This is a genomic window from Caballeronia hypogeia, from assembly GCF_001544875.2.
Lineage (GTDB): Bacteria > Pseudomonadota > Gammaproteobacteria > Burkholderiales > Burkholderiaceae > Caballeronia > Caballeronia hypogeia.
The window spans coordinates 67,317-82,938 of the sequence record NZ_FCOA02000002.1 but is presented as its reverse complement, the minus strand read 5'-3'; the positions used below and the strand labels follow the sequence as shown (position 1 = coordinate 82,938).

Below are 15,622 nucleotides of genomic sequence, written 5' to 3'. Positions count from 1 at the left end.
CGGAGTGCCCATGAACGACATGATCAAACAACACGGCCTGCAGGTCGACGCGAGCCTCGCGAAGTTCGTCGACGAAGAAGCCATCCCCGGCACCGGCGTCGACAGCGCCGCCTTCTGGAAAGGATTCGACGCCATCGTCCACGATCTCGCCCCGAAGAACCGCGCGCTGCTCGCCGAGCGCGACCGCCTCCAGACCGAGCTCGACAACTGGCATCGCAGCAACCCCGGCCCCGTGCGCGATTCCCGCGCCTATCGCAAATTCCTGGAGGACATCGGCTATATCGTGCAGGCGCCCGCGCATGTGCAGGCGAGCACGGCCAATGTCGATCGCGAAATCGCCGAGCAGGCAGGCCCGCAACTCGTCGTGCCGCTCTCCAACCTGCGCTATGCGCTCAACGCCGCCAATGCGCGCTGGGGCAGCCTCTACGACGCGCTGTACGGCACCGACGCGATCGACGAATCCGGCGGCGCCGAGCGCACCGCGCAGTTCAACCCGAAGCGCGGCGCGAAAGTCATCGCCTATGCGCGCGCCTTCCTCGACGACAACGCTCCGCTCGCGCACGGCTCGCATGCCGATGCGACGAAGTACAGCGTCGAACAGGGCAAGCTCGTCGTCACGCTGAAGGACGGCAAGAGCAGCCTCGCGAACCCCGAGCAATTCGCGGGCTTCCAGGGCGATGCGAAAGAGCCGTCCGCCATTCTCCTCAAGCACAACGACCTGCACTTCGAGATCCAGGTCGACGCGAACAGTCCCATCGGCAAGACGGATGCGGCGCACGTCAAGGACGTGCTGATGGAAGCGGCGGTGAGCACGATCATCGACTGTGAGGACTCGGTCGCGGCCGTCGACGCCGCCGACAAGACGCAGCTCTATCGCAACTGGCTCGGCCTGATGCAGGGTCATCTGTCGGAGCAGGTGACGAAGAACGGCAAGTCATTCACGCGCTCGATGAACCCCGACCGCGAATACACCGCGCCCGATGGCTCCACGCTCAAGCTGCACGGACGTTCGCTCTTGTTCGTGCGCAACGTCGGCCATCTGATGACGAATCCGGCCGTGCTCGACCGCGACGGCAACGAGATTCCGGAAGGCATTCTCGACGCGGTGATGACCGTGCTCGGCTCCATGCACGATCTGAAGATCAAGATGAACTCGCGCACGGGTTCCATCTATATCGTGAAGCCCAAGATGCACGGCCCCGCCGAAGTGGCGTTCGCCGACGAATTGTTTACGCGCGTCGAAGACCTGCTCGGCCTGCCGCGTCACACGATCAAGATGGGCATCATGGACGAGGAACGCCGCACGAGCGTCAACCTCAAGGCGTGCATCGCGGCGGCGGGCGCGCGCGTCGCGTTCATCAATACGGGCTTCCTGGACCGCACCGGCGACGAAATGCATTCGTCGATGGAAGCCGGCCCGATGATGCGCAAGGGCGACATGAAGTCGTCGAAGTGGATCAGCGCATATGAGAAGAGCAACGTGCTCGTCGGCCTGAACACGGGCTTGCGCGGCCGCGCGCAGATCGGCAAGGGCATGTGGGCAATGCCCGATCTCATGCACGCGATGCTGGAGCAGAAGATCGTGCATCCGAAAGCCGGCGCGAACACCGCGTGGGTGCCCTCGCCCACGGCGGCCACGCTGCACGCGCTGCACTATCACATGGTCGATGTGCAGCAGGTTCAGCAGGAACTCGAAAGCATCGACTACGACAGCCAGAAGAACGAGCTGCTCGATGGCCTGCTGACCATTCCCGTGGTCGATAAACCGTCGTGGTCGGAAGAGGACATCAGGAACGAGATCGAGAACAACGCGCAGGGCATTCTCGGTTACGTGGTGCGCTGGGTCGATCAGGGCGTCGGCTGCTCGAAGGTACCGGACATTCACGATGTCGGCCTGATGGAAGACCGCGCGACGCTGCGCATCTCCAGCCAGCACATCGCGAACTGGCTGCGTCACGGCATCGTCACGGAAGAGCAGGTTCGCCAGACGCTCGAACGCATGGCGGCGGTCGTCGACAAGCAGAACGAAGCCGATCCGTACTATCGTCCGATGGCGCCCGCGTTCGATAGCTCCTTCGCGTTCAAGGCCGCATGCGCGCTGGTGTTCGAAGGCCGCACGCAGCCGAGCGGTTATACGGAACCGTTGTTGCACAAGTTCCGTCTGGCCGTGAAGGAATCGGCGTAAATTTAAGGCATCAAAGAGAAAACGCGGCCATGTGCCGCGTTTTCTTTATATGAGGTTTATTGCTCGGACCAGAGCTTGCCCGCGGTCGCCCAGTTCTCGCGTTTCACATCGGTCAGGATGATATCCACCGAACCCGGCTCGCAGCCGAGCGTCTCGCACGTCGTGCGCGTGATCGCCTCGACGAACTTGCGCTTCTCTTCCGCCGTGCGGCCTTCGAACAGTTGAACGTTGAATGTCGGCATTCCGTTGATCTCCTTCAGAAAGAATTAATCGCGATAAGCCGGATCGATGCGATCGAGCTTGCGCATCAGCGCGGGCCATTCGAGCGCGCCTTCGATGGCATCGTCATCGTGCAGTTGCGCCGCAGTGCGCGTGACGACTTCCGGCGTCGGCACGATCATCTTGCCCGCGCCCGCGAGCGCGCGAAGCTGAATATCGCATGCCTTGACGAGCATATCCATCAGCACATAAGCCTCGGCGATGGTGCGCCCGAGCGTGAGCGGCCCGTGATTGCGCAGGAGCATGGCGCGATGCGCGCCGAGACTCGCCACCAGCCGCTCACCTTCGGCGGGCGAAAACGCGAGGCCTTCGTAATCGTGATACGCGAGATGGCCGTGAAAGCGCATCGCATGTTGCGACGCGGGCAGCAAGCCATGCGGCTGCGTCGACACCGCAATCGCCTCGCGCACATGCAGATGCATCACGCACACTGCATCTTCCCGCGCGGCATGCACGGCCCCGTGCAGCGCGAAGCCCGTGGCGTTGACCGGATGCGCGCTCTCGCCTATCACGTTGCCGTCGATATCGATCTTCACGAGATTCGACGCCGTGACTTCATCGAACGCGAGTCCGAACGGGTTGATGAGAAAACGCCCCGGCTCGCCAGGCACACTCGCCGAAATATGCGTGTAGACGACATCGTCCCAGCCGTTGAGCGCGACCAGCCGGTACGCGGCCGCGAGGTCCACGCGCGTGGCCTGTTCGGCGGCCGAGCGCGGCCCGCTTTCCGCGATCCTCCGCTCAGGCGTGTGGGTGAACGACATGCGAGCCTCCTTGTTTCGATGTTCCAAGCCAGCGCCGCCGCATCGCGATGATCGCCCACGACGCCAGCAAGAACGGCGCGGTCAGCGCGGCGATACCGGCGCAATCGATCAGGCGCTCGATCAGCACCGCCGCGACGATCGCGGCGAATGCGTAGCGCTTGCCGAGCGGTGCGGCCGCGAGCGCCGCGAGCGCCGCATTGAAGCCGCACGCACCCGACAGCACGACCGCGTCGCTCGCGCCGCCGAGCCCGTGCAGCGTCGCGCCGAGCGCACTGCCCACGAGCGCCCAGCCCGCCTGCGACGGCCGCGACGCGAATAGCCCTGCCGCGATCAATCCGCCCGCCAGCGCGCCGGTCGCGAAGGTGATCGGCGCGAGTCCGGCAAACGCGGCCTGCAGCATGGTGATGAAGCCCGCGGCGACAGGCGGAATCGCGCCGGTATCGCCGCGATCGGCGAACAGCGGCAGCCAGCACCAGGTCACGATGATGGCCGGGCTGGAGAAGATCGGCAAACCATGGCGCGACAGCACGCGCATGAGCTTGTGGGCGAGAAAGGTGGCGAACATCGCGGCGACGATCGCGACGGCGGCCGCCTGCGACGCATCGCCGATGAAGGTGAATGCGGCGAGCGCGGCGAGCGCGCCGTTGAAGCCGTACAGATCGTCGCGAAAGACAGGCGCGTCGTCATTTTCGATGATGACGCTGATGACATTGCCAGTGAGCGTGCCAATCAGCAGGCCGCATGCAAGGCGCGGGCTCGCGCACAGCACGGCGAGCAGCACCAGTACGCCGGTCGCGGCGTTGCGCTGGAGCACGATCTGCCCGATCGCGCGGGCGAAGCTGCGGAGCGGGTCGCCGCGAACGGCGTGGGAATGGAGAGCGGAGGACATGCTGGGCGGCGACGGCTGGGAAGCCGCCAGCATAAAGCACCCGGCGCGCGCCGTGCGACGGCGGACCGAATAACCTGTATGTGGCTTGAAGCGGTGGCCGCGAAGGAATTCGCGCGCCGTTGGGAAAATCTTAGTTGAACGCCATCGGAACCAGCGGCGACTGATCGCCGACTCCCGGATTCGCGAGCGACAGTTCCGAGCCGATCCTGACCATCTCGGTGACGTTTTCGCGGAAGTTGGGATGTTTTTCCCAGGTGATGTAGCTCGCGTCCAGCACGGCGGACAGCGTGAGCAGGGCAAAGGCGACTTTTTCGATGACTTCGTAGCGGCGGCGCATGATCTGTTCCCAAGACTTGGGCGACATTGTAACAGACTTAAGGGTTTTCCCCTAAGGGTTTGTTGCAACACCGCAAATCGCCCGCCGCCTGGGCGACAGCGCTCCGGCCCCGTTTCGGCCGAAGCGCGTTTTGCTTCGATTACATTGAGGCCTCGAGCATCGCCTCGTAGTCCGCGTTCGATGCGTCGCGCGGATTCGTCTTATGACTGTGATCCTTCAGCGCCCCCGCGATGATGCGCGGGAACATTTCACGCGTCACGCCCAGTTCCGCAAGCCCGCGCGGCAGGCCGAGCGCGGCGGTCATCTGGCGCACGGCGTCGCCGACTTCAGCGCCCGATGCGAGGCCCATCGCCTGCGCGATTCGATCGAGCTTGCCTTCATCAATCATCGTAGGCGCGCTGCCGTTGAACGCAATGACGGCCGGCAGGAAGATCGCGTTGAGCGTGCCGTGATGCAGCTTCGGATTGATGCCGCCGAGCGAATGGCTCAGGCTATGCACGCAGCCCAGCCCCTTCTGAAACGCGAGCGCGCCCTGCATCGATGCGCTCATCATGTTCCAGCGCGCGGCGCGGTCCGAACCGTCGCGTGTCGCCCGCTCGATGTGACGCCACGCGCGCCACAGGCCGTCGAGCGCGATGCCGTCGGCGGGCGGATTGAACGCTGGCGCCATGAAGGTTTCGAGGCAATGCGCGATGGCGTCCATGCCGGTCGCGGCCGTGAGCATGGGCGGCAGGCCGAGCGTCAGTTCGGGATCGCAGATCGCGACCTTCGGCACGACATGCGGCGAGATCACGCCCACCTTGCGGCCGTCGTCGAGAATCAGGATCGCGCCGCGGCCCACTTCGCTGCCGGTGCCTGCGGTCGTCGGAATGGCGATGACGGGCGCGGTCTTCGCCGTGATGCGCGCAAGCCCGCCCTCGATCACCGCAAAACTTTGCAGCGGGCCTTCGTGCGTCGCGCAAACCGCCACGCCCTTGGCGAGATCGATGGACGAGCCGCCGCCCACGGCGATCACGCCATCGCAATCATTGTCCTTGTACATGGCGACCGCGGCGCGCACGGCGGCTTCGTTCGGATTGGGCGGCGTGGCGTCGAATACCGCAACCGGCGAGGATGCGGCGAGCGCGTCCAGCACCTTGTCGACGAGGCCCGCCGCGCGAATGCCGGCGTCGGTCACGATCAGCGGACGGCGCATGCCGATGCGCTCGCACTCGCCAGCCAGCAGGCGCACCGCGCCGAAATCGAATTGAATCTGCGTGATGTAGTTGATGAGAGACATGGTGACTGAGGGAAGGTTATAGTCGATGCCGCTTTCCGAATGATGCTTTCGGTCGGCACGGTGCCTGCCAGTATACGAGTCGACGCCTGCGCGCGATACTGACGACTTTTAATAGCGCTATAGCTTTTCCTCAAGCCTGGCTCGATCGAATGACGCCCTCGCTCAACTCCATCGTCTCGCGTCTGCACGTCAAGCAGTTGCGCCTGCTCATCGCGCTCGAAGAACGCGGCTCGCTGCTCGGCGCGGCGAAGCAGCTCGCCCTCACCCAGCCCGGTGCGAGCAAGGCGTTGCACGAGATCGAAACCACCTTCGGCGCGCCGCTCTTCGTGCGCACCAATCGCGGCCTTGCGCCCAATGCCGTCGGGCATTGCGTGATCCGATACGCGCGGCTCATTCATACGGACCTTGCGCATTTGCGCGAAGAGATTGTCGGCATCATGCGCGGCTATGGCGGGCGCGTGTCGGTGGGCGTGATCATGGGCGCCGTGCCGCTGTTGACCGATGCGATCACCGCCGTGAGCGAGCGCCAGCCCGAGATGTCAGTGGAGATCGTCGAGGAAACGAGCGCGAGTCTGCTCGGGCTGATCGATGCGGGCCGGCTCGACCTCGCCATTTGCCGCACGAGCGTGAGTCAGACGCCTTATCTGTACGACAGCGTTCTCGTCAAGGAAGAAACGCTCGCGGTGATCGCGAATGTTGCGCATCCGTTGGCGAAACGCAAGCGCGTGATGCTGAAGGATGTCGCGCAGCATCGCTGGGTGGTTTATCGCGCGAACATGCCGATGCGCATTCTGCTCGAACGCGAGTTTCACGACGCCGGCCTGCGCTTTCCCGCGCACCTGCTGGAAACGACCTCCGCATTCGCGACGCTCAACCTGCTGCAGAAGAATCCGTCGCTGGTGGCGCTCGTATCGGTCGATGTCGCACGCTTTTGCACCGCACATGGCGTGGTGCGCACGTTGCCGGTCACGCTCGCTTCGCGCAGCGAGCCCTATGAAATGGTCACGCGCCGCGACGCACCGCTTGCACCGGGCGTGCGGTTGTTGATGCAGGCGATCGTCGAAGCGGGAAGCGCGGCGGCGTAGCATCCGTTGTCAGAAACGATGTCGAAGCATTCGTCGCCAAAGCGCAAAGCGAACACATGATCGACAAGCATCTGGTACGGCCAGAGAACACCGAAGGCACGATCTACGAGCGCCACTTCCCGCAAGCGGACATGATTTTCAGCCTCCGTACCGCCGACTCCGAAGCCGATTCCGAAGCCAGAAGCCCGCCTTCGAGCGCGGTAAAAAGACGCTCCACGAGATACTCGATCGGCGACTTCGCGTCCCGCTCTCGTATTCGATATGCCGTCCCGCGCGATCCGCCGCCGCGTTGCAAAAGGACATGATGAAGGCCAGCTTTATCTTCGTCATCCATTCCTGCTCTGGAAGCGGCGGCGCATGCGTCGGGCAGCGCCGCCGTCGATCATCACCAGTTGTATCGCGCGGTCGCGATCACCGTCCGCGGATTGCCGTAGAAGCAGGCCGACTCGGACTGGCAACCGCTCACGAACGTGCGGTTGAAGATGTTCTGTGCGTTCACCGCGAAACGCCAATGCGGCATGTCGTAATGGATCGCCGCGTCGTACACCGTGTAGCTCGGGATATACAGCGAGTTATCCGCCGCACCCGCGAGCCCGCTCTGGTAGCGAATGCCCGCGCCGAAGCCGAGGCCGTCGAGCGGACCCGAATGCCACGTCCAGTCGGCCCAGAGAGACGCCATCTGACGCGGCAGCGGAATCGATACCGGCCACTTGTCGAGCGTCACGTCGTTCGCGCTGATGTTCTTCACGTCCTGATAGACGTACGCAGCGATCACCGAAAGATTGCGCGTCACATTGCCCACCGCGCTCAGCTCGATGCCGCGCGAGCGGACCTCGCCCGTCTGCACGGAGAACGTGCCGGTCGGGTCGGTCGGGTCCGGCGTGAGCACGTTCTTCTGGTTGATCTGATAGATCGCCGCGCCGAGCATCAGGTTCTTGCCCGGCGGCTGCCAGCGCAGACCTGCTTCGATCTGACGGCCCTTGGTGGGCGATGGCAGGCCGCCGTCCGCCATCTTCACGCCGATGATCGGATTGAACGAAGTCGAATAGCTGATGTACGGCGACAAACCGTAATCGCCCAGATACGTGAGACCTACACGGCCCGAGAACGCGCTGTCGTCCTGCTTCACTTGCGTGCCGCCGACGATATCGTCCTGCCTCGTATTGCTCCAGTCCTCGCGGCCGCCCACGGTCAGCACCCAGCGGTTCCACTTCACCTGATCCTGTGCATAAAGACCGAACGAATCCAGCGTCGTGCGCGTATTGGTCTGGCCGAACGAATCCGGGCCGAAGAAGATCGCGGTGGAAACCGGCGTGTAGACCGGGTTGTACATGTTCAGGCTCGGACCGAGCGCGAGCCATTCACTGTCGGTCGAATTCTGGCGGTTGTACTCGAAGCCGAGCAGCACGGTATGTTCGAGCGGCCCTGTGCCGAAGCGCGCCTGCGCCTGATTGTCGATATCGAAGCGGCTGTAGTTCGGCTGGAACAGACCCGCGTAGCGCGAGAGCGTCTGTTCGGTCGGATCGCTCGCATCGAGCCCGCCGCCCCACACCGCGCCGTTATCCAGCGACAGATGCATCCAGCGCGTGTTTTGCCGGAATGTCCAGATGTCGTTGAACTTGTGCTCGAACTGATAGCCGACCGACCATTCCTTCTTGCGGTAATACGAGTAAGTCGGATCGCCCGTATAGAGATTCGGTGAAATCCTGCCGTTCGGATTCGGCAACACCGTGCCTTGCGCGGGCAGAAAGTTGTTCGATGCATCACCCCAATCCTGCAGATAACTTGCCGCGATCGTCAACGACGTATTCGCGCTCGGCTGCCAGCGCACCGACGGCGAAATCGCGAAACGCTGCTCCGCGTGCGGGCCCGTCAGCGAGTTGCCATCGCGACCCACCGCGAGCACGCGATACGACCACTTGCCGTCCTGATCGATCTTGTCGCCGATATCGAACATGACCTGCTTGCGCGCATAGTCGCCGATCTGCACGCCCGCCTCGCGATAACGTCCGCCATCGGCGAGCTTGCTCTGCACGTCGACGATCGCGCCGGGATCGCCCTGTCCGTACAGCACCGAGGTCGGCCCCCGCAGCACCGTGATGCTGTCGATCATGTACGGATCGACGCGCCAGCTCGACAGATTGAGCGTATTGGGCACTTGCAGGCCATCGACGAACACGGTCGGCGTGAAGCCGCGCAGCGCCGAGTACCAGTCGGAGCGCACATCGGCGCCATACGACGAGAAGCCCGGGATATAGCGCAACGCTTCGTTGATGCTGGTAGCGCCGGTATCCTCGATCTGCGCCGACGTGACGACGTTGATCGTCTGCGGAATCTCGTCGATGGGCGTGTCGGTCTTCGTGCCGGTGCGGCTCTTGCGCGCAACGAGTCCGACCGTGTCGTCGTTATCCGCCGATGCGTTCACGCGCACGGCGGGTAAGGTGCTTGTTTGCGGCGCGTCCTGCGCTTGTCCCTGCTGTTCCTGTGCTTGTGCATGATCGGCCGCAGCCACGCAGAACGCCACGCTCGCCGCTATCGCAAACGCGTTCTTGCGCGTCCCTCTTCCCCACTTCATTCTTCTTTTCTCCAATCGCAATGCGGCTTCGAGTGCGCCGCTACTTTGTCAAAGAGCGACGGTCACACGCCCGCCGCTCACCCCGGTTTTCTTCGTGTCCGCCGCTTGTTTCGCGACGTTGTCCTGTCCTGCATCGACGAGCCATGCTGCGATCTCGTCCGAGCACACCGCGAGCAACGCGACGAACAGCTCACACGAACGCTCGACGCACACGCCCACGCGCGCTTCGGCGCGCACACCGGCCGCTCGCAGACGCGCCCGCGAGCCAGGGCGCGCGGAAATCGAGTTCGCCGCCCGACAGACGCGCGTGGCGATCCGCATGGAAGGCAAGGTCGGCAGCTTCGGGATGAAGACGCGCGAGCGCCTGAATGCGTTGATGCAGCGCGGTCGGGAAACTCGTCATCGGCATGAAATCCTTCGGTTCTGGCCGGACCAAAAAAAGGCGGCATGAACGGGGTGCCGCTCGAAAAGCGGCCTCACTCGGAATGACGTTTCGCGCGAGAAATTTTTTACCGTTTTTTGCGCACCATCGATGCGCTAAAGATTCGGCGTGCTCAAACGTCTCTCCATGAGAAGGCGCAAGAGGCGCCGCTCCCATTCATTCACCGACATGCACGGCCAATGACCCGATGACCTTCGTTTCCTCTTCCGAGCAGAAGCCCGCGGCGCGGCTCATCATCGCGCTGCTCACGCGCTCGCGCCGCGCGTTCGGCGTCGCGCTCGTCGCCTGCGTGCTGAATGGCGTCGCGAGCGTGATGCTCGTCGCGACGCTCAATCGCGCGCTATCGGCGCCCGCTTCGTCCGACGGCACGCTCGCGTGGCGTTTCGCGCTGTGCGCCGTCGTCGCGCTTTGCACGCGCGTCGTTTCAGGCGTCCTGTTCGCGCGGCTTTCGCAAGACACGATGGCGCAGTTGCGCGAGCACGTCGCGCGGCGGGTGGCGGCGGCGGAGTTGCGCGATGTCGAGCGCATTGGCGCGGCGCCCGTGCAATCGGTTCTCACCGACGACGCGACCAACGTGTCGATGCTCTTCTTCGCGTTGCCCAACATCGTCATGCATGGGTCCATCGTGTTCGGGTGCCTGGGTTATCTGGCCTGGCTTTCGTGGCCCGTGTGCCTGCTCGCGCTCACGGCGATCGTCACGGGATCGCTCGGCTATCACCTGGGCGACCGGCGCGCGATCGCATCGCTCCAAGCGGCGGGCCAGTCGCAGGACAAGTTGTTCGGCTATCTCGGCGCGCTCTTCGCGGGCGCAAAGGAGTTGAAGCTGCATCGGGCGCGCTTGCGGCAATTCGTCGATGGACAACTGGGCGCGGCAATCGGCGAAGTCCGCGATCATCGTCGCCGCGCGTTCAGCGCGTATGCGGTGGGCGTGGGCTGGATCATCTTTCTGTTCTATGGCTTTCTGGGCGCGGCGGCGTTCTGGCCATCGCTAGGCGTGCGCGCGAATGCGGGCGCGACGGCGGGCTATGTCGTCGTCTTTCTTTTCATGCTCGTGCCGCTGGATGGATTGCTGAACAACATCCCGACCTTGAACGCGGCGCGCGTGTCGCTGACGCGTATCGAGAAGGTGATGGCGGAGTTCGGCAGTGTTTCGGTCGCAACGGCGGAGCAGACTTCATCGACACATGACGCGCGTTTCCGCACGCTCACGATGCGCGGCGTCACGCATGCGTACTTTCATGAACGCGATGAACGGATGTTTCGCATCGGTCCTGTCGATCTGACTCTGTCGCCGGGTGAGCTTGTGTTCATCGTCGGCGGCAATGGCAGCGGCAAGACCACGCTCGCGAAGGTGCTGACGGGGCTGTATGAGCCGGAGTCGGGCGTGATCGAGATCGATGGCATGCCCGTGACCGAGGGCGAACGCGCGGCCTATCGCGAGCGTTTCACGGCGGTGTTCAACGACTTCCATCTGTTCGATGGGCTGCTCGGCATCGTCGATCCGAGCGACGCATCGCGCGCGGCGGCGGATGCGCGGGCCAATGCGCTCGTCGCGAAGCTCGCGCTCGATCACAAGGTGCAGGTAATCGACGGCGCATTTTCGACGCGCTCGCTTTCCACCGGGCAGCGCAAGCGGCTCGCGCTGGTGGTCGCTTATCTCGAAGACCGTCCGCTCTATCTTTTCGATGAATGGGCAGCGGATCAGGACCCGGCGTTCAAGGCGGTGTTTTATGAGCAGTTGTTGCCGGAGCTGCGCTCGCGTGGAAAGACCGTGATCGTCGTGACGCACGATGACCGTTATTTCCCGATCGCGGACAGGGTGCTCAAGCTGGAGAATGGCGTGGTGGCGAGTGAGACGCGCGGGGGTGGCGTGAGAACGGCGGCGGTGGATGTGGTGGGAAGCGGCGCGCGAGGGCGAATGGAATTCGTAAGGAAGGAATCTGAGAGGTAACTGATGCCGCTTGCTTCACGCGGCACTTTCAACACCGTCTGGTGTTCCGCGTTCTTTCGGAATCCCTAATCGACAAGCATCGAGATAATTTTGCTTTCATTCGAATGCGACTCCGGCAAACAATTCCACTTGTACACAAGCGTTCCCGTGACTATTCTGACCCAAGAACGCCTCTGGCTGGATGAGTTGACCGGGGAAAATGAATGTCGAATTCATCAGACAGTGGGACGCCTCGTCTTGTTCAGGAACCGGCGGCCGAGGGCAACGACGAAACCAAAGAGAATGCGGCGGATGGCGATCACCCTGCTAACAAGCGTCGCTCCAGATTGGAGCTCTTTGCCGCCGCCCTTATATTCCTCGTTTGCACCGCCGCAGCCGCTCTTTATGTCGCGCCGTGGCCCTGTGAATACAAACCAGACGGAAAAGAAACGCGGCTCGAGAGCTGGTTTCAGGCGGGCTTCGTCGTAGTTCTGACGATACTCGCGTTTCAGGCCAATTCGCTTGAGGACATCGAGAAACGCTTCGCAAAAGAGAATCCAGGAACATCATTGGCTTCCTCGTTATCGAAAGCCTTGAATGTGCGTCTCGTGCGATGGGCGTTCTTCGCCATTCCGACGTTCGTGTTTCTGACCGCAATGATTGCCCGCGATCATCGTGACGCTGCCGTCTTCCTGATGGCAATCGTCGCCATTTTCGTCGCCGCCGAACACTTCGTGTCACTGTCCAACGCCGTTCACGCCATCGAGAGCGTGAACACCATCGCAGAAAATCTCGGCCGCACGGCAGCGGTTCTGAGTACCGAGGTGACGAGCATTCGAAATGCGCTCGGCAAGGAGTATTCGCAGTCGATCCTTTATTCTCACTATGCCAAGGACTGGGAACCGCCCTACGGCGGTATCTATGCCGTCTATCACCTGCTGGATATCGACAAGAAATGGCATGAGTCGATGGCATCCGCACGCGGCTGGGACAAGTACTTCACGCCGGATGGTCATCCGGAGGGTTTGTACGCAGCCCTGATTCGAGGCCGTCGCCCAGAGATATTGATCATTACCGACATGCGTCACCGCGCATCCCAACTCACCAGTCGCAACGCCTTGCTCACGAACGACGAAATCGCGAAAGACTTCTTGCGCCTGATGGGGCTGATCTGGTACGTGATGGTGGTGAGAACGGCAGCAACCAATTTGCGGAAGACACTGGATACCAACTATGCCATCAGGGTCGTGAAGGCCTCAACCTGGATGCACGTGGTCGACAAAAAGGTGTTCCAGGTATTCGGCACGGAACCCGATAGCATTTATCTGCGCGAATTGACAATGGAGATAAAGCGCGTGCCGGAAGACACAACGCCAGATCTGGTCGCGTGGGCAACAAAGGAGATCAAGCGAGAGGCAAATCGGGGCGTGCGCGCAACCGACTATATCTGCTCGAGTTTGTGTCACGCATTGCTGATGAAGGGAATCTATCATTCCGAATATCCACTCGATCCGGGCACGATCAATAAACTCCTTTCCCAGCTTGGTCTCGATGCATACGCAGCAACGACGAAAGAGAAAAGGGAGAAATACGAGCCGTCTTTCTGCGAGCTGGTTCGTCGCTTCCTGCACATGCTCAGGGAGTCCGCCACTGGCAAGAGCATTGAATTCGAACAATTTGAGCCAACGGTCGACATTCTTATTCGGGAGCTGCAATGAATCAGGTCGTTGCGCCGTCGGACGCCGAACTTGCACTGGAATTTCTCACCAGCCTCAAAGAGCTTACCGGGATCGTGAGCCAGAAATCGATCATTTCCGATCAAGATGCCGCTGTCGAGCCGCGCGATTTCTCGCAACGAGTCGTCAAGGGGCTGAAAGAGCTCAGGGCGCTCGAGAACGACGGCGCCGACGAAAGCGATGAGAGTCAGTTGAACGCCGAGCCCAAGAGCATGTACGAAATCTTCGTGCAGTCGGCTGAACGTTTGCTCAGCAAGGACCACAAGGCATTCGTGTCGGCTTGCTTGGGGTGCGATATCTCTGAGACGCAGGGTGTCGATCGGGGCCGAATCGAATTGCTCACGACCTGCTGGCTAGCCCTTAATTTTCTTGGCATACCCTACTTCAAGCCATGGGAGATCGTTCTCTGCTGGGCGGAAGACGAGAGTGGCGGATTGCCCAATGGTGTATGCGTCGCCAAGGCGATCGGCGATATCGTGCGAAGCGCCCGCAAGAACATCGCCACGAAGCGATTGGTCAAAGACACGCCGGCGCTCATCGTCCTGTCGGGACTCCCATTGCTCTTGTTCAAACTGCTTGTTCGACACGATGGCGAACCCGACAACCTGAATCGACCAGACGATGCCGACATGCTTGGCCGGTGCTATGAGTTGTTGCAGCTTCATCTCTACCTTAAATCGGGCGGCTCGATTCTCTATTGCATTCGAGGCGACGTCGTCGCCGAGGGATTTCGCGTGGTGAGCGCCAGCCGCAAGGCGCCTTTGACTCGGGCCGAAGCGCACGATATCTGGAGAGAGTCGCTGAAGTGGCTGCGCAGTCACCTGGCTGAAGACGCGGCGCAACATCAGAATCAGGAGGTCTACATTGTCGATGAGCCGGCGGTGCCGGCCTGTTTCATCAACGACGAAATCGGGATGTACACCTTCGAGCGACTCGGCGCATCCGCCGAGCGGGCGAAGAAGAACATTCGTGACAAGGATATGCCTCTGCCAGCCAGTTACATGAAGGATATACGCCGTGTCCTGTATATCGAGAAACTGGTCGCGGAAAGCAAAACAATGAAGAGCAGGAATCTGCTCACGGCTGATTTGACAATTCTCGATCCGGTTTTCGACACGATTTTCGCAAAGTACGAAAAGCTCATTTAGGCTTCCCGGACAGAAGACCCGCCCTCATCGCGGCAACGCCAGCAGCTTCTCCGTAATCACGTCCCCCAGCCGCAACGCCGACATCGGACCGCCGAATCCCCAGATGTTCGGCTCGACGAGCGTCACGCGCTTGTCCTTCTTCGCGGGCACGAAGCGCCACACGGGCGAGTTCAGTTGCGTGTCGATTGGCACATCCGCGCTCGACGTGGTCACGAACAACACCGCCGTATCCGGCCGCTTCAGGAAGTCCGCCGACGTCACATACACCGTTCCTTCGCGCGTCGGCTTTTCGGGCCACAGCCGCACGCCGAGCGCGCGGGCCACGCCGGCCGCAGTGCTGTTGCCGGTATAAGCCCAGTATCGATCGGGCAAGCCGAGATCCTGTAGCAGCGCGAAGCGCGTGCCCGCGAGACCCGCCGCCTTCAGACGCGCCGCATCGCGCGCGAGACCCGCATCGAGCTTCGCATCGATTTCGCGCGCCTGCGCCTCGCGCCCCGTCATGCAGGCGATCGTGTGAAAGATGCCACGCGTCCAGTCGAGCTGCGTACGCGCGCCGTCGCCTTTGCCGTTTTGCACATCCGGGCTGAACTGGAACAGCACGGTCGGCGCGATGCGATCGAGCGCCGCGAAAATCGGCGCATGCCGATAACCCACGCCGATGATCAGATCCGGCTTCGTCGATGCGATCGCTTCCAGACTCGGCTCCTGGCGGGTGCCGACCGTCGGCACGCCTTTGAAGCGCGCGCTGTCGTAGCCGATCCAGCCGTCGTAATACTCCGGATCGACCACGCCGACAGGCGTCAGGTCGAGCGCCGCCACATCTTCCGCGAACATGAATTCCAGCACGACGATGCGCTGCGGCCGCACGGGCATCGACTTGCTGAACTGCGAGACCGTCGGGTTGCCGGCGAGCGGCGTGCAGGTTTCGGCGTGGTCGTCGGCGAGCGCCACGCGGCCCGCCATCGCGATACAC

14 protein-coding genes and 1 pseudogene are annotated in these 15,622 nt (G+C 62.3%); 7 read left to right on the top strand and 8 right to left on the bottom strand.

The genetic code is table 11. From position 1 onward, the window contains the following. Window positions 1-10: 10 nt before the first annotated feature. Window positions 11-2,185 (top strand): malate synthase G, encoded by a 2,175-nt coding sequence (locus AWB79_RS03655; protein WP_061166031.1) that lies wholly within the window; start codon window positions 11-13, stop codon window positions 2,183-2,185. Window positions 2,186-2,241: 56 nt separating this feature from the next. Here the strand turns inward: AWB79_RS03655 and AWB79_RS03650 are convergent, their stop codons facing one another. From AWB79_RS03650 to gbd, 5 genes are all read right to left on the bottom strand, one after another. Beyond that, on the bottom strand, window positions 2,242-2,427 hold the full coding sequence (locus tag AWB79_RS03650) for a 4-oxalocrotonate tautomerase (RefSeq protein ID WP_061166030.1): 186 nt from the start codon (window positions 2,425-2,427) through the stop codon (window positions 2,242-2,244). Window positions 2,428-2,451: 24 nt separating this feature from the next. Further along, entirely contained in the window at window positions 2,452-3,228 is a 777-nt protein-coding gene (locus AWB79_RS03645; protein WP_061166029.1) for a class II aldolase/adducin family protein, read from the bottom strand. Next, entirely contained in the window at window positions 3,206-4,117 is a 912-nt protein-coding gene (locus AWB79_RS03640; protein ID WP_061166455.1) for an urea transporter, read from the bottom strand. Before AWB79_RS03640 ends, AWB79_RS03645 begins: the two co-directional genes overlap by 23 nt. 130 nt (window positions 4,118-4,247) lie before the next feature. Continuing rightward, window positions 4,248-4,454, bottom strand: a complete 207-nt coding sequence (locus AWB79_RS03635) for a hypothetical protein (protein ID WP_061166454.1) — start codon at window positions 4,452-4,454, stop codon at window positions 4,248-4,250. 139 nt (window positions 4,455-4,593) lie between these two features. Beyond that, complete coding sequence (gbd, locus tag AWB79_RS03630) at window positions 4,594-5,733, bottom strand: 4-hydroxybutyrate dehydrogenase (protein ID WP_061166028.1); 1,140 nt, start codon at window positions 5,731-5,733, stop codon at window positions 4,594-4,596. Between the two features lie 149 nt (window positions 5,734-5,882). On the opposite strand from gbd, the gene AWB79_RS03625 reads away from it, so the two are divergent. Then, window positions 5,883-6,818 carry a LysR family transcriptional regulator gene (locus AWB79_RS03625; protein ID WP_061166027.1) on the top strand — a complete coding sequence of 312 codons (936 nt, stop codon included), beginning with the start codon at window positions 5,883-5,885 and terminating at the stop codon, window positions 6,816-6,818. Between the two features lie 56 nt (window positions 6,819-6,874). Beyond that, window positions 6,875-7,123, top strand: coding sequence for a hypothetical protein (locus AWB79_RS40330; protein WP_074169326.1), 249 nt, complete (start codon window positions 6,875-6,877; stop codon window positions 7,121-7,123). Window positions 7,124-7,203: 80 nt separating this feature from the next. Here the strand turns inward: AWB79_RS40330 and AWB79_RS03615 are convergent, their stop codons facing one another. Next, window positions 7,204-9,393, bottom strand: a complete 2,190-nt coding sequence (locus AWB79_RS03615; RefSeq protein ID WP_061166025.1) for a TonB-dependent siderophore receptor — start codon at window positions 9,391-9,393, stop codon at window positions 7,204-7,206. Between the two features lie 165 nt (window positions 9,394-9,558). Continuing rightward, window positions 9,559-9,763 (bottom strand): annotated as a pseudogene (locus AWB79_RS40990) (AMP-binding protein); the annotation flags it as partial. On the opposite strand from AWB79_RS40990, the gene AWB79_RS40750 reads away from it, so the two are divergent. From AWB79_RS40750 to AWB79_RS03595, 4 genes are all read left to right on the top strand, one after another. After that, entirely contained in the window at window positions 9,713-9,844 is a 132-nt protein-coding gene (locus tag AWB79_RS40750) for a hypothetical protein (RefSeq protein ID WP_269767915.1), read from the top strand. The pseudogene AWB79_RS40990 and the gene AWB79_RS40750 overlap by 51 nt on opposite strands. A 178-nt stretch (window positions 9,845-10,022) precedes the next feature. Further along, window positions 10,023-11,786 carry a cyclic peptide export ABC transporter gene (locus AWB79_RS03605; RefSeq protein WP_061166023.1) on the top strand — a complete coding sequence of 588 codons (1,764 nt, stop codon included), beginning with the start codon at window positions 10,023-10,025 and terminating at the stop codon, window positions 11,784-11,786. A 203-nt stretch (window positions 11,787-11,989) separates the two neighbouring features. Further along, on the top strand, window positions 11,990-13,483 hold the full coding sequence (locus AWB79_RS03600) for a hypothetical protein (protein ID WP_157695685.1): 1,494 nt from the start codon (window positions 11,990-11,992) through the stop codon (window positions 13,481-13,483). Further along, window positions 13,480-14,649 (top strand): hypothetical protein, encoded by a 1,170-nt coding sequence (locus AWB79_RS03595; protein ID WP_061166021.1) that lies wholly within the window; start codon window positions 13,480-13,482, stop codon window positions 14,647-14,649. Before AWB79_RS03600 ends, AWB79_RS03595 begins: the two co-directional genes overlap by 4 nt. A gap of 24 nt (window positions 14,650-14,673) precedes the next feature. On the opposite strand, the gene AWB79_RS03590 is transcribed toward AWB79_RS03595, so the two are convergent. After that, window positions 14,674-15,612 (bottom strand): ABC transporter substrate-binding protein, encoded by a 939-nt coding sequence (locus AWB79_RS03590; RefSeq protein WP_374728520.1) that lies wholly within the window; start codon window positions 15,610-15,612, stop codon window positions 14,674-14,676. Between the last annotated feature and the right edge of the window lie 10 nt (window positions 15,613-15,622).